This window comes from Dictyoglomus turgidum DSM 6724 (assembly GCF_000021645.1).
GTDB lineage: Bacteria > Dictyoglomota > Dictyoglomia > Dictyoglomales > Dictyoglomaceae > Dictyoglomus > Dictyoglomus turgidum.
In genome coordinates, this window is the sequence record NC_011661.1 from 1,689,450 (window position 1) to 1,703,846 (window position 14,397).

At 34.1% G+C, this 14,397-nt stretch carries 13 protein-coding genes; 5 read left to right on the plus strand and 8 right to left on the minus strand.

Annotation, left to right across the window (positions count from 1 at the left end; all coding sequences use genetic code 11):
* The first annotated feature begins 70 nt into the window (after nucleotides 1-70).
* A complete protein-coding gene (locus DTUR_RS08655; protein ID WP_012584022.1) occupies nucleotides 71-1,570 on the plus strand; it encodes an alpha-amylase family glycosyl hydrolase in 1,500 nt (499 codons plus the stop codon).
* Here DTUR_RS08655 and DTUR_RS08660 read toward each other — a convergent pair.
* The 5 genes from DTUR_RS08660 to DTUR_RS08680 all read right to left on the minus strand — a co-directional run bounded on the left by DTUR_RS08660 (nucleotide 1,532) and on the right by DTUR_RS08680 (nucleotide 7,598).
* Entirely contained in the window at nucleotides 1,532-2,512 is a 981-nt protein-coding gene (locus DTUR_RS08660; RefSeq protein WP_012584023.1) for an N-acetylglucosamine kinase, read from the minus strand. The two genes, DTUR_RS08655 and DTUR_RS08660, sit on opposite strands and share 39 nt — an antisense overlap.
* A 22-nt stretch (nucleotides 2,513-2,534) precedes the next feature.
* The gene (locus tag DTUR_RS08665) at nucleotides 2,535-3,785 is read right to left on the minus strand and encodes a 6-phospho-beta-glucosidase (protein WP_012584024.1); all 1,251 of its coding nucleotides are present in this window, start codon (nucleotides 3,783-3,785) and stop codon (nucleotides 2,535-2,537) included.
* 88 nt (nucleotides 3,786-3,873) lie between these two features.
* Nucleotides 3,874-4,728 (minus strand): 2-oxoacid:ferredoxin oxidoreductase subunit beta, encoded by an 855-nt coding sequence (locus DTUR_RS08670; protein WP_012584025.1) that lies wholly within the window; start codon nucleotides 4,726-4,728, stop codon nucleotides 3,874-3,876.
* The gene (locus tag DTUR_RS08675; protein WP_012584026.1) at nucleotides 4,725-6,404 is read right to left on the minus strand and encodes a 2-oxoacid:acceptor oxidoreductase subunit alpha; all 1,680 of its coding nucleotides are present in this window, start codon (nucleotides 6,402-6,404) and stop codon (nucleotides 4,725-4,727) included. The genes DTUR_RS08670 and DTUR_RS08675 overlap by 4 nt, the downstream gene beginning before the upstream one ends.
* A gap of 63 nt (nucleotides 6,405-6,467) precedes the next feature.
* On the minus strand, nucleotides 6,468-7,598 hold the full coding sequence (locus DTUR_RS08680) for an ROK family transcriptional regulator (RefSeq protein WP_012584027.1): 1,131 nt from the start codon (nucleotides 7,596-7,598) through the stop codon (nucleotides 6,468-6,470).
* A 98-nt stretch (nucleotides 7,599-7,696) separates the two neighbouring features.
* Here DTUR_RS08680 and DTUR_RS08685 point away from each other — a divergent pair, with 98 nt between their 5' ends.
* Genes DTUR_RS08685 through DTUR_RS08695 form a run of 3 tightly spaced genes read left to right on the plus strand, consistent with a single transcriptional unit; the run spans nucleotide 7,697 to nucleotide 10,055 of the window.
* On the plus strand, nucleotides 7,697-8,530 hold the full coding sequence (locus DTUR_RS08685; protein ID WP_012584028.1) for a metal ABC transporter substrate-binding protein: 834 nt from the start codon (nucleotides 7,697-7,699) through the stop codon (nucleotides 8,528-8,530).
* Nucleotides 8,514-9,257 carry a metal ABC transporter ATP-binding protein gene (locus DTUR_RS08690; RefSeq protein ID WP_012584029.1) on the plus strand — a complete coding sequence of 248 codons (744 nt, stop codon included), beginning with the start codon at nucleotides 8,514-8,516 and terminating at the stop codon, nucleotides 9,255-9,257. The genes DTUR_RS08685 and DTUR_RS08690 overlap by 17 nt, the downstream gene beginning before the upstream one ends.
* Nucleotides 9,258-10,055 (plus strand): metal ABC transporter permease, encoded by a 798-nt coding sequence (locus DTUR_RS08695; RefSeq protein ID WP_012584030.1) that lies wholly within the window; start codon nucleotides 9,258-9,260, stop codon nucleotides 10,053-10,055.
* Here DTUR_RS08695 and DTUR_RS08700 read toward each other — a convergent pair whose 3' ends face one another.
* The gene (locus DTUR_RS08700; protein ID WP_012584031.1) at nucleotides 10,056-11,258 is read right to left on the minus strand and encodes an ROK family transcriptional regulator; all 1,203 of its coding nucleotides are present in this window, start codon (nucleotides 11,256-11,258) and stop codon (nucleotides 10,056-10,058) included. It abuts the gene before it with no gap.
* Between the two features lie 110 nt (nucleotides 11,259-11,368).
* On the opposite strand from DTUR_RS08700, the gene DTUR_RS08705 reads away from it, so the two are divergent.
* The gene (locus DTUR_RS08705; RefSeq protein WP_012584032.1) at nucleotides 11,369-12,238 is read left to right on the plus strand and encodes a VIT1/CCC1 transporter family protein; all 870 of its coding nucleotides are present in this window, start codon (nucleotides 11,369-11,371) and stop codon (nucleotides 12,236-12,238) included.
* Between the two features lie 11 nt (nucleotides 12,239-12,249).
* On the opposite strand, the gene nuoF is transcribed toward DTUR_RS08705, so the two are convergent.
* Together nuoF and nuoE are read right to left on the minus strand one after the other, a co-directional pair.
* Nucleotides 12,250-13,887: an NADH-quinone oxidoreductase subunit NuoF gene (gene nuoF / locus DTUR_RS08710; protein ID WP_012584033.1), complete on the minus strand. Its 1,638-nt coding sequence runs from the start codon at nucleotides 13,885-13,887 to the stop codon at nucleotides 12,250-12,252.
* Nucleotides 13,884-14,345 (minus strand): NADH-quinone oxidoreductase subunit NuoE, encoded by a 462-nt coding sequence (gene nuoE / locus DTUR_RS08715; protein WP_012584034.1) that lies wholly within the window; start codon nucleotides 14,343-14,345, stop codon nucleotides 13,884-13,886. The genes nuoF and nuoE overlap by 4 nt, the downstream gene beginning before the upstream one ends.
* Nucleotides 14,346-14,397 lie beyond the last annotated feature (52 nt).

Below are 14,397 nucleotides of genomic sequence, written 5' to 3' on the forward strand. Positions count from 1 at the left end.
GGAATATGGATTTTATCCACCCGGGCTTCTAAAATCAAAAATTATTAACACATGTTAATAGAGGTGAAAAATGAGAAAAAAGTTCTTCATTAAGAAAGCTTTTGTCCTCATATTTATACTCTTAATTTTTATAACCTATATTCATGGATATAATGAACCCTGGTATAAAGATTCCATCTTCTATGAGGTATTTGTAAGATCCTTTGCAGACAGTGACGAAGACAAGGTAGGAGATATAAATGGACTTATAGAGAAATTAGACTACTTTAAAAATCTAAATATTAATGCTTTATGGTTGATGCCCATCTTTCCCTCAATAAGCTATCATGGCTATGACGTTACTGATTATTATGATATTCATCCCGCTTATGGTACCTTAGAAGATTTTGAAAATTTGGTAAAAAAAGCCCATGAAAAAAATATTAAAATTATTCTTGATTTAGTAATAAACCATACTTCTTCTAGACATCCTTGGTTTGTCTCTGCTACATCTTCTTACACTTCCCCTTATAGGGACTATTATATATGGAGTCCAAAAAAGCCTGATAAAAATCCTAATTTATGGTATCAAAAACCCACAGGATACTACTATGCATTATTTTGGTCAGAAATGCCTGATCTAAATTTTGACAATCCCAAAGTAAGAGAAGAGGTTAAGAAGATTGCAAAATTCTGGATAGAAAAGGGTGTTGATGGATTTAGACTTGATGCAGTCAAACATATCTACGATGATGACTATAAAAACATCCAATGGTGGAAGGAGTTCTACTCATATCTAAAAGGTATAAAACCTGATATTTATCTTGTAGGTGAGGTTTGGGATAATGAGTATAAGATAGCAGAATATTACAAAGGTTTACCATCAAACTTTAATTTTCCCCTCGCTGATAAAATAATAAATTCTGTAGCAAACCAAAGAGACTTAGGACTTATAGAATTCCTACAATTTGAAAGAGAACTTTTTAAAGAAAGCAATCCTAACTTTATTGATGCCATCTTTTTGAGAAACCATGATCAAGTAAGAGTTAGAACATCTTTCGGAGGAAGCATAGATAAGAGTATTCTTGCTGGATCTATTTATTTGACTTTACCAGGAACTCCTTTTATATATTATGGAGAAGAAATAGGAATGGAGGGAGCAAAACCTGATGAGTATATAAGGGAGCCCTTCAAATGGACCGATGATATGAAATCCAAGTATCAGACCTATTGGATCATCCCAAGATATAATTTTATAGGAAACGGTATAGCCTTTGATACGGAAGAAAAAGATCCTAATAGTATATATAATCACTACAAAAGAATTTTAGAGTTAAGAAGTAAATATAAAGCTTTATCTCTGGGAAGTATTGAGAGGATAGAAACTCAAGACAAATCTATCCTTGCCTATAAGCGAGAACTAAACAACGAAGGATTAATAGTTATTCACAATCTAAATAGAGTAGAAACCACCTTTAACCTTAGTTTTAGCGTAAAAAATGAGGATATTCTCTATATTAGAAATGCTAAACTTAATAATAACAAAGTGATTTTAGGTTCTTATAGCACTGTTATAATCAAAATTCCATAAGTAATCCCAAATTTCATCCGTTAGGACACAGCCTCCTTTCTCATAAGCAATAAGTACTGCTCCTACAGCTGGTGGAATCTTAAGAGGGATTACTTTACACTTTTCTGCATAAACCCTTAACTTTCCCTGAATATATTCGGGAAGCCATTCTGCTCCTTTATAAACACTTCCTGCAAGAACCACAGGAGTTTCTTCCCTTAAAAGATCTAGTTTTTTCATAAGATTATAAGCTGAAATAACAGTCTCATCTACAACCCTTTCTACAATTTTTATGGCTACCTTATCCCCCATTCTTACAGCCTCAAAGAGTAAAGGAGCAAGTTCTAATGCCTTGTTATATTCTGAGGGATTATAATAGAGTCTTTTAGCAAGATCAACATAATCCTTTTCATTAAAAAAGTTAAGAACAATGTCTTCTAATAATGTCTTTTCTCCCCTTCCATCATAGGATCTAAAAGCATGAAAAAGCATCTCTTGTACTATAGAAGAAGCGCCACCCCAATCTCCAAAAATATATCCCTCACCAAAATACCTATACCATCTACCATTCTTTGCTCTTCCATAACCATTATTTCCCGTTCCCATCACAATAATTACTCCCCAAAACTCTTTGTTTCCAGCTCTAAGAGCAATGGGAGCATCATTCTCCACTATAAATTCCTTTGCTATATTAAGTTCTTTAATCTCCTTCTCAAGCATAATAAAATCTTCGGGAAAATCTGCTCCAGCAAGCCCAAAACAGGCAACCTCAAACTCTATATTCCTTCTTTCCCCCTTTGCCTTTTCAATTGCTAAAATCCAATTTCTTTTTGCTTCTTCAACTCCTATTCCCTCATAATTCCCAGGACCAGACCTCCCAATACCTACTATCCTTCCTTCCCCATCCAAAATAACAGCTTCCGTCTTTGTTCCCCCCGCATCCACTCCGAGAAAATACTTCATCTTCAATCTTCTCCTTTTTATATTACTTCAATTCTGGAAAGAGTCCTTTATTCACCTCTATTAATTTATTTAACAGTTTTTCAGAAAGAGAAAGAGAAGAAATAAGGGGATGTTGAGAAAGAGCTAAGAGAGCTTTTTTATACGAACCTTCCATAGCTGCCTCAATGGTTAGCCTCTCATAAACTTTTACCGCTTGTATTAATCCTCTAACTTCTATAGGTAAACCCCCGATAACATATCTGTGAAATCTATCTTTTTGTACATAAACAGGTATCTCTACTACGCTATCTTGAGGAAGATCAAGAATACTTCCATCGTTTCTCACATTGATTATTTGAAAACCTTCCTGCAAGCCATAAAGATGTGATATTAAGTTTACAGCAGCCTTAGAATATAAAGCCCCTCCTCTTTTAGAAAGCTCCATTGGTTTTGTATCAAGATTTGGATCTTGATAAAGCTTTAAAAGGTCTTCCTCTACTTTCATAACTTCTTCAGCCCTCTTAGGTTTATGCTTTAGCTCTTCAACCATCTCTTCTCGAAAGTAATAATATCTAAGATAATAATTAGGAAACATCTTTAAGTAATCTATTATTTTCTTTTCCGAATCTGAAGCTTTCTCTTTTGCCTTCTCCAAAAGTTCGCTGGTTCTATCTTCACCTCTAACAAAAATCCTTCTTACAAAACTTAAATGATTTAACCCAAAATAATCTAAAAAAACCTCTTTCATATCTACCTCAGCAAGGTCTGCAAAAAACTTTTGAAAATTTATAGGAACATTACACAAACCTATAGCCTTTACCTTTGTATAATTTAAGAGCATCTCAGTTATGATTCCTGAAGGATTTGTAAAATTAATAAAATAGGAATTTGGAGCATAGTTTTCAACTTTCTTAGCAATATTATAAACCACAGGAATAGTTCTTAATGCATTAGCAAAGCCACCAGGGCCTGTAGTCTCTTGTCCTAAAAGGTTAAATTCTAAAGGAATTGTTTCATCAAGAAGTCTTGCTTTGTTTCCTCCTACTCTGATTTGATTTATTATAAAATCAGCTCCAGGAAGTATCTTATCAAGATCAGTGGATTTTTTAAGATCTATTTTAGCTTTGACTTTATGGATCATTCTCTTCAAAAACTCATAGACAATATTTAACCTATTTTCATCTATATCCATAAGAACTATTTCTAAGGAATCAACTTTATCCCATATATCAAAAAATCCCTCAATCAATTCTGGGGTGTAGGTACTCCCTCCTCCAATAACAACTACCTTCATGAGGTAAACCTCCTCAAAACAAGTTTAAAGATATTATAAACCACCCCAAAATTTTTGTAAAGTATGTTTACTAAATATACTTTTAATTTTACTGAAACTCTTTTACTATCTTTTCAAAAACCTCAACAGGCGATCTAACCTTCTTATAAAGGGGTTCACCTTTTAGTTGAGGTAAAATTTCCTCAAAAGTTTGTCTTTCGTTTTTATAGATAATCCCAATAGGTATTTTATTCCCCCATTCTAAAGACTTTTCAAAAGCCTTCATAACATCTGTAGGATCATAATCTGGACCAAGTTTATAAATTCTTTCCTTATACCATTGATAGGTATTTATCCTATTAAAGGTAACACAGGGCTGAAGAATATCAAGCAAAGCAAAACCTTTGTGTAAAATAGCTTGCTTCATCATCTCCACTAAATGATCTGGATCTCCTGAAAAAGACCTTGCCACAAAAGATGCCCCCTGAGATATGGCTAAGGCTATAGGATTTAGGGGCTTATAAGGAACCCCTAAGGGCTGTACCTTTGTTTTCATTCCTTGATCACTTGTAGGCGATGCTTGTCCTTTTGTAAGACCATAAATTTGGTTATTATGGACAAAAACCTTTATATTTAAATTTCTCCTAATGTTATGTATAAGATGATTACCACCCTCTCCATAGGTATTTCCATCTCCAGACTCGCAAATTACTATTAAATCTTTATTAGCAATTTTAGCTCCCACAGCAGCAGGAATATCCCTTCCATGAAGTCCATTAAAAAGATTGCATTTAAAATAATGGGGTGCCTTTGCTGCCTGACCTATTCCTGAGACCATAAGAAGATCCTTAGGTTTAATTTCTAATTCAGAAAGAACCCTTTTCAAACAATTTAAGATAGACCAATTTCCACATCCAGGACACCATGCAGGTATTTGATTGTTTTCAAAATCCTCTATTCTCATCCCATTATCTCCTTTACCCCCTTTATAATCTCTTCCACATAAAAGGGAAATCCATTATATTTAACTACTCCTCTCTCCACATTTATACCCGTTTCCTTTCTCAATAAAGCAGCAAATTGTCCTTGATAATTCTGTTCTATGGTATAAAGTTTCCTTCCCTTAAATTTCTCCAAGGATTCTTTAGCTATAGGATACACATCGGAAAAATGTAGATGCCCAATAGGGTAACCTTCATTAATTAGCCTCTCTATTCCCTCCCTTATTACGCCATAAGTAGATCCCCATCCGATAAATACAAATTCGGGATTATCCACACCAAAGAATAGGGGTTCCTCAATCTCTTTTAGTAAAAGTTCTTTTTTCTTCATCCTCTTTTCTACCATTTTCTTCCTAATTTCAAGGTCTTCTGTTATATGCCCCTCTTCATCATGTTCATCACTATCGGTAATCACAAGAGCTTCTGATTCTCCTGGAATAGCAAAGGGAGAAACCCCGTCTTCAGTAATTCTATGTCTTAAGTAATCAGCATTACCTTTTGTCCTATAGGACTTTATTTCAGAAGGCGGAATCAATCCTTCTATTACTGCTTTGGAGTCAATTAGGTATTGATCGGTAAGAATTATAGATGGGATTTGATATTTTTCAGCAAGTTCAAAGGCCTTTATGGTTTTATAAAAAGCATCCTTTTGATCTCTTGGAGCAGTGATGTATCTTGCAAACTCACCATGTCCTGCATGAACCACAAAATTTAGATCACCTTGTTCAGTTCTTGTGGGAAGTCCTGTCGCAGGTCCTGGACGCTGACCTATATGAATAACTACTGGTGTTTCTGTCATACCTGAGAGACTTAACCCTTCTACCATTAGAGCAAAACCTCCACCAGAAGTAGTAACCATAGACCTTGCCCCAGCAAAGAAAGCTCCAATTGCCATATTGATTGCAGCTATCTCATCTTCTGCCTGTTCCACCACTATATCAAAATCCAATTCATGCTCTGCAATAAAGTTCATAACCGCTGTACCAGGAGTCATAGGGTAGGAAGCTAAAAATTTACAACCTGCAACTATGGCTCCAAATCCTACAGCCTCAGCCCCATTTACTAGTAATCTTTTACCTCTACTTCTCTTAGGAAATTTCCCACAACTCTTTCCCAAATTTAGAGTATGTTTATAACCTTCTTCCAAGGCTCTTAAATTTATTTCAAAATACTCCTCTTTGAAACCTTCAGAAATAACCCTTTTCATTTCCTCCATATCTCCCCTACTTAATGCAAGAAGAGCTCCACAAAAGATGGTGTTTTCTACAAGTCTTGACTTTAATTCTTGGGTTATCCTCCTAACAGGGATTTTAATAATTCTGTCTTCCTTAGGAAAATCTTCTGTGTTTATGTTCTCATCGCAGAGGATATACCCTTCTCTCTTTACTTCAGGAATATGCAACTTAATAGTTTCCAAATTTAAAGCAATAAGAATGTCTATTTTATCATCATCAATGGCATATATGGGTCTGTCGGATATCCTAAGGAGACTATAGTTATGCCCACCCCTAATACGAGATTGATAGCTTTCAACAGTAAATACATAATAGCCAATCCTAAAAAAATATTTTGAAAGAATATTTGATACAGTCTGAATTCCCTGACCTGCTTCTCCCCCTATCAGGATCTTACATTCCATAAATATCATTCCCCCAATTTTTTAAACTATTATAACATTTGAAGATAAAAAATAGAATAAATCTTATTTTAGTAATTCTCTAAAGTAGTTTATAAAACCTAATATACCTGCTCCAATAAGAAGCCCATCATTTCCCAAGGGTGATGTATAGAAATATATCTTATCTTTTAAATATTCAAAGACATATTTATCAACTTTGTCTTTAAGAATTTTAGTAAAAAGATTTAAGATATCCTTTGTCATACCCCTATTACCAGAGATACATATGGCTTCAGGTGCAAGAATATGTATAGTATTTGCTAAAGAAATTCCGAGAAATTCAAAGATTTCTTGCAAGACAGAGTTTTTGTTATCTTGGATATAATTTATGAGTGCCTTCTCTAAACTTCCCAAATCCAATATCTTTTCCTGAATCTTTGGAATTGAAGCAATACTCTCAAGACATCCTTTATTTCCACACCAACATTTTTCTCCTATTTCCTTACTTACTATAGTATGTCCAATCTCCCCTTCAATATTATTAAAGCCTTCAATAATATTCCCTTTATAGTAAATCCCAAGTCCTATGCCTTTTTCAAACAAGAGATAAAAGAGAATATTGAAATTTTTACCTTCACCAAACCAAAGTTCTGAAAGGAGTCCAGAATTTGTATCTTTCTCCATGTAAATAGGATAATTAGGATATTTTTCTTTCAAAAATTCTTTTAATTTAAAGTTTTTCCAGTTTAAACCTACAGAGAGAATTACTTCTCCATTATATTTATCAATAATACCGGGAACCGAAAGAGAAATAGCTACTACATTATTTTTGTATTTTATAAGCAAAGGATCTATGAGTTGAAAGAGATCCTCTTTCTTCTCTATAGGATGATACCTATCTTCTTCAATTTTTCCATTAGCATTGACAACTCCTACTCTTCCCTCTAATCCACTTAAATCAATCGCTAAAACCTTTAACTCAGGATTAATGGTCAATTTAGTAGGTCTCCTACCCCTTGAAGTTTCAACCTTTCCTACCTCTATAAGAATATTTTTTTCAATGAGCTCGTCTACAATCTCAGATATGGCCGTCTTTGTCAACTTAGATATTCTTGCGAGTTCTGCCCTAGATTTGGGACCTATTTTTATAAGAATCTCAAGAACAAGATTTTTATTGTATAAGCCTATATATTCTGGTTTTCTTCCCTCTCTCATAATATCAAACCTCACTTTATTTTATTTTTATTTTATAAATTTTAACACAAATTTCTATTGTGATATAATTAGAACACAAAAATGGGAGGTGGAAAGAAATGAAGAACAAAATATGGAAACTCCTAATTATAGTTTTTCTTATACTCTCCATGTCCTATCCTCAAGAGAAAAATCTCGCAGTTTCCATATATCCCATTGGTAGCATTACCAAGTACATTGTAGGAAAATTATGGAATATCTCCATTTTATTACCATCTAACACTAACCCTCATCTCTTTGAACCCACTTCAGAAACCATGAGAGAAATAGAAAAGGCGAAACTCGTAATCATCAATGGGAAGGACGTGGATATTTGGGCAAAAAAACTTGCCGATTCTGCTAAAAAAGATGTTTTAGTAATCTCGGATTACTTGAAAGTTAGGGAATCCAATCCTCATTTCTGGCTTGACCCTATATTGGTAAAAGACATGGCAAAGATAATCTATAATAAAATTTCAACTCTTGATCCTTCAAATAAAGGCTATTACCTAAAAAACCTAAACGATTTTAACAAGAAAATAGATGAACTACACAAATATATTATAAAAGAACTTTCTACTTTCAAAAATAAGAAAATAATAGCTTATCATCCTTCCTTTTACTACTTCTTTAAAAGATATAATATAGAGGTCCTATCATATATAGAAGAAGGTGAAGGGAAAGAGCCATCCCTTAAAAAGATCTTAGGGATAATTGAGATTATAAAAAGGGAGAACATAAAATATATTGTTAAAGAGCCCTTTGTGAATAATCCCACATTGGAAACAATACAAAAAGAGACAGGAGTAAAATTGGTGGATATGGATCCTTTAGGATATAATAAAGATTATTTTAGCTTGATTAAAGAAAATGTAATTATACTAAAGGTGATCTTTAATGAACAAAATCCTTGAGATAAAAAATCTCTATCATAGCTATAACCATGAGCTTATACTTGAGAACATAAATTTGCACCTTTTAGAAGGAGAATTTTTAGGTATAATCGGTCCCAATGGTGCAGGAAAGTCTACTTTACTAAAAATTATTGTAGGGATAATTAAACCATTAAAGGGAACAGTAAAAGTTTTCAATAAAGATGTACAATTCTTAAATGAAGAGAAAAAATGGATAGGCTACGTACCTCAAAAGCCTGATTTAGAAAAATATTTACCCCTAAAAGTTAAAGAAATCGTAGCCTTAGGAAGAAGGGTGGCGAATAATTGGCAAAAATTAACTGCCTATGATTTTGATTTAATTGATAGGGTTATGGAGGAAATGGAGATAAAAGATATAGAGAATAAAATCTACGGGGAGCTTTCAGGAGGACAACAGCAAAGGGTACTTATTGCAAGAGCCCTTGCTCAAGAACCTAAATTATTAATCCTTGATGAGCCTACGGTGGGAGTAGATATTAGCACCCAAAATAAATTTTACACCTTGTTGAGAAACTTTAAAAAACAAAATACATCAGTTATCTTGGTATCCCATGATATTGGTATAATCACTAAAGAGGTAGATAAATTAGCTTGTCTAAATAGAAAACTTTATCTTCATGGTTGCCCCGAGGAAATAGCAATACATGGTACTTTAAAAGAGCTTTATGGAGAAAACTTCCTATTTCTTACCCATAAGGAGGAGTAAATGGAGATCCTTACTTATACCTTTACCCAAAGAGCTCTCATTACAGGAGTTTTAATAAGTATACTCTCAAGCATAATAGGAATTTATTTGATTTATCGTGGAATGACTTTTATGAGTGCAGGAATAAGCCACGCAGTTTTCGGAGGACTTGCCATTGGCTATCTTTTAGGAATAAATATGACTTTAACCGCTATCCTTTTCACTCTTTTTTTAATATGGAGCATACCCCACATTGTGAAAAGATCTAATTTAAAACAGGAAATTCCTGTAGGGATATTTTACTCCTCATCTATGGCACTTGGTGCTCTCTTACTTTCATTTCATAAGGGCTATACTACTGACCTTTTTAGTTTTCTCTTTGGAAGCATTCTCTCAGTAAAAGAAGAGGATATTATATTGACATTACTTCTCACAGCCATAACTTTAATATTCTTTGTTAAAAATTATTGGAAGATCATATTTATACTCTTTGATAAGGAGACAGCAGAAGCATCAGGAATTAAGGTTTTTAAAATTGAGAGATGGATCCTTATGCTCACTGGAATCTCTATTGTCCTTATAAGCAAATTAGTAGGAATTATTTTATCCTCAGCTCTTATTATAATACCTGCTGCAACTATTATTCCCTTTGTTAAGGACATTAAAAAATCAATCTTATTCACAATTCTTCTTAATTTAATTTTCATTACTCTTGGACTAATTCTTTCTTATTACTTCAATATTCCTACAGGCTCTACTATTGTAATGATAGCTACAACGTTCTTCCTTATCTCACTCTTTATAAAAAAGAATTATTAATTACTCCTCTGTTTTCTCAAAGATTTTTTTAAGTAAAGTCTCTTCAATTACCTCTGATGCTGCCCCTATGGGACCTGTCAATGCTCCAAGTTTAGTAACCATGATCTCAGGTATAGGTGGAAAAGCATGAAGATTAACAATCCTTCTTACAGGTTCTAAAAGGAGTTCTCCCGCCTTAGACAATCCCCCTGCAATTATGATTATTTCTGGATTAAAAAGATTTATAAGATTAGCTATGCCAATCCCCAAATAGGTTCCCATCTCCTCAAAAATATTTAAAATAAATCTATCCCCACTTTTTCCTGCCTCTATTATCTCATCTAATATTTCATCTTTTGTTTTATTTTCAATATTTACCTTGGTATACGCATTTTTTTGTATACCTTCAAAAACCTTTTCATATAGAACTTGGGTAGAGACATAAGTTTCCAAACATCCATAACTACCACATTTACATTTTTTGCCATTTCTTTCTATTACTGTGTGTCCAAACTCTCCAGCTCTATCATTAGGACCTCTGTACAACTTTCCATCAAGTACAAAACCCGCACTCACGCCACTTCCAACCCTTACACATATGATATTATCCTTTCCAATCCCTGCTCCATACCACATCTCTCCATAGGTAACTGCCTTTATTATATGCTCAATAAAAAGGGGATAATCTTTAATATATTGTCCTAAATACTCTTTTATGTTTATATTTCTCCAACCAAGATTTGGAGAAAAAATACATACCCCTTCTTTTCTATTTATGGTTCCTGGAACTGCAACCCCTACTCCAATTATCTCCTCTTTATTCACATCTTCTATAAGAGATCTATAAACATTCACCACACTACCCAGGACCTCGTTTACATCAGTAGTATTTAAATTTATTACCTTGCTTTTTAAAATCTTCCCAGAAAGAGCCATAAGTATTCCTGTTATTTTGTCTTTTTCAATCTCTATACCTATAGGGTAATATCCTGTTTCATTTAAAGTAAGTTCTATAGGTCTTCTTCCTACCTTAGTGACTTTAGCAGGGGTCTCTTTAACTATGCCCACATTTATTAAATTTTCCACAATACTAGAAACAGCTGAAGGACTTAATTTTGTAATCTTAGAAATATCATAACGGGAGATAGGTCCCATTCTCCTTATAGTATCCAAAACAAGAGAAACATTTGTCATTCTCATACTTTTAATATTTACCGGCTTCAATTCTCCTACCTCCAAATACTCATAATTTTTTTTAGTACTAAAAAATTATATTATTAACATAAAACCAAAGTCAATTGTATAATATATAAAAAATACAAAAGAGGAGAAACATGGACAAGAAATTAATTATGATTCTTGAAAAAATGCAAAAAAACGAGATCACTGAATACTTTGTATACAAAAAGCTCTCTGAGTGGGAAAGAGACGAGAGGAATAAGAAAATCTTTTTAGAAATTGCTGAGGATGAATTAAAGCATTTCAATCAACTTAAAGATTATACCAAGAAAGATTTAAAACCAGATAAAATAAAGATTTTCCTTACTTTATTCCTTACCAAAATATTGGGATTCACTTTCACTACAAAACTTATGGAAAGGGGAGAAGATAGAGCTATAGAAGGTTACAGCGATCTTCTATCTTCTCTCCCCAATATAAACAAAATCATAGAAGAAGAAAAAACTCATGAGCAAAAACTATTAGAAATCCTCGACGAAGAGAGATTACATTATGTGGGATCTATAGTCTTAGGTCTTTCTGATGCATTGGTAGAATTGACTGGAACTTTGGCAGGCTTAACTTTTGCCTTTCAAAACAATAAACTTATATCTCTTTCAGGACTTGTTACCGGAATTTCAGCGGCTCTTTCCATGGCTGGATCAGAGTATTTATCTACTAAAGCTGAAAGTTCTGAGAGAAACCCTCTAAAAGCAGCTATTATTACAGGCATAACCTATATCATAACAGTAATAATATTGATTTTTCCTTACTTACTCACACCTAACTATGCCTTGTCTCTTGTATTGGCTTTAGTTTCTTCCATACTATTAGTGTTGATTTTTAATTACTATATTTCAGTGGCAAAAGACTTAGATTTTAAGAAAAGATTTGTCGAAATGTCCATCATAATATTCTCAGTATCCTTTATAAGTTTTGCTATTGGATTAATCATCAAAAGAGTTCTTGGGATAAATTTAGATTAAAAAGGGGAAGCCTATGCTTCCCCTACTAAACTTAATCTTGGTTTACACCTTCCACTAACACAATATTTATCCTTAAAGTGAGAAACAAATTCTTCTCTGAAATACTTAACTGCAGAACTTACAGGAAGATAAACCGATTGCCCTAAGGGACAAAAAGAGGTATCTTTCATAACTAAACTTATATTAACCATCTCATCCAAATCCTCTTCTGTCCCTTCAAGAGACGCAAATCTTTCAATTATCTCCACAAGTCTCTTAGTACCTACTCTACAAGGGGTACATCTGCCACAGGACTCATGTTTAAAGAACCTCAAAATACTCTTAAGCATATCCACAATACAAGCCCCATCGCTCATCACTAAAATAGCTCCAGAACCAAGAACCGCCTTATATTCCTTAAGATTTTCAAAATCCATTTTTACATCAAGCATCTCTTCCCCTAAAAAAGCTCCTGCAGCTCCTCCTACTAATGCACACTTAAATTTTCCACCATTCTTAATTCCACCGCCATATTGGAAGATAATGTCTCTTAAAGGAGTCCCCATTTCCACCTCAATCAGTCCTGCATTGACCACATCACCAAGAATGGTATAAACTTTTGTACCTGGACACTTCTCCGTTCCAAACTGCCTAAACCATTTAGCCCCATTCCTTATAATATCAGGCACATTTGCCAAAGTTTCCACATTATTAACTACCGTAGGCTTATTTCTCAAGCCTTGAGATACGGGATAAGGAGGTTTTATGCGAGGAATGCCCCTTTTGCCTTCTAAGGACTCAATTAAAGCTGTCTCTTCTCCACAAATATAAGCGCCTGCTCCTTTTCTTACCTCTATATCAAAGGAAAAATTAGTGCCCAATATGTTCTCTCCTAAGAGTCCATATTCTCTTGCTGTATTTATGGCTTTTTGCATTCTCTCAATGGAAAGCTTATACTCCCCCCTTATATAGATATAACCCTTTTTAGCTCCCACAGCATAACCTGCTATGGTCATCGCCTCCACGATTCTAAAAGGATCACCTTCAAGAATCAATCTATCCTTAAAAGTTCCAGGCTCACCCTCATCAGCATTACATACAACATATTTTTCGTCAGATGGTATTTTATAAGTAAACTCCCACTTTAGCCCTGCAGGAAACCCTGCCCCACCTCTACCTCTAAGTCCTGATTCTTTTATCTCTTTTATAACATCTTCAGGGGTCATCTCTGAAAGAGCCTTTGAAAGTCCTTCAAATCCACCATTTGCAATATACTCTTCAATACTCTCAGGATTTATAACTCCACTATTCCTCAATACTATTCTTACTTGCCTTCGTGTGAGCCCAATCTCTTCTTTGGTTACTAAAGTTGGCATAGACACTCCTTCAATCATAAGTCTCTTTAAGGGCCTTCCTTTAATAAAATGCTCTTCTACGAGCTCTGGTACATCTTCTAATTTTACATTTCCATAATAAATTCCCTCAGGATAAACCACCATAACCACACCTTTACCAATAATTCCCAAGGGTCCTGTTTCAATAACTGCTATCTCTTTATCTAATCCCCTTTGCTTAAGTTCTCTTATTAACGCTTCTTCCACCTCTTTTGCTCCCGCAAGGAGAGTATTAGCGTCTATAGATATAAGCACATGGCTTCTCGCTATACTCATAAATTCCCCCTCTTTTCCTCTAAGATTTTGTCTATCTTTTCAAAGGTAAGATTACCATATACCTCATCATTAATCATCATGGCAGGAGCCACAGCACATACCCCAAGACAGCTGGTAACTTCTAAAGTAAATACCCTATCTTCGGTCGTCTCTCCAACTTTAATATTTAATTTTCTCTCTAAATACTCAAGTAGAGACTCTGATCCCACTAAGTGACATGGAGGAGAGTCACAAAGTCTTATTACATATCTTCCTCTGGGTTTTAAGCTAAACATGGAATAAAAGGATGCAACTCCCTCCACATAACTTACAGGAAGCTCCAAATACTCCGCACAGGCTTTTATATCTTCTGGGGTAAGATAATTGTAAGGATTGTTATTTTGCAGTTCATGGAGAATCTCAATAATATAGTCTGGATCCCTAGGAAAGGACTCTAAGATTTCCTGTCGAGTTTTCATTTTTTAAGCCCCCCCCAAATTATAAATCTTTTTTTATCTTTTAAATAGTGTA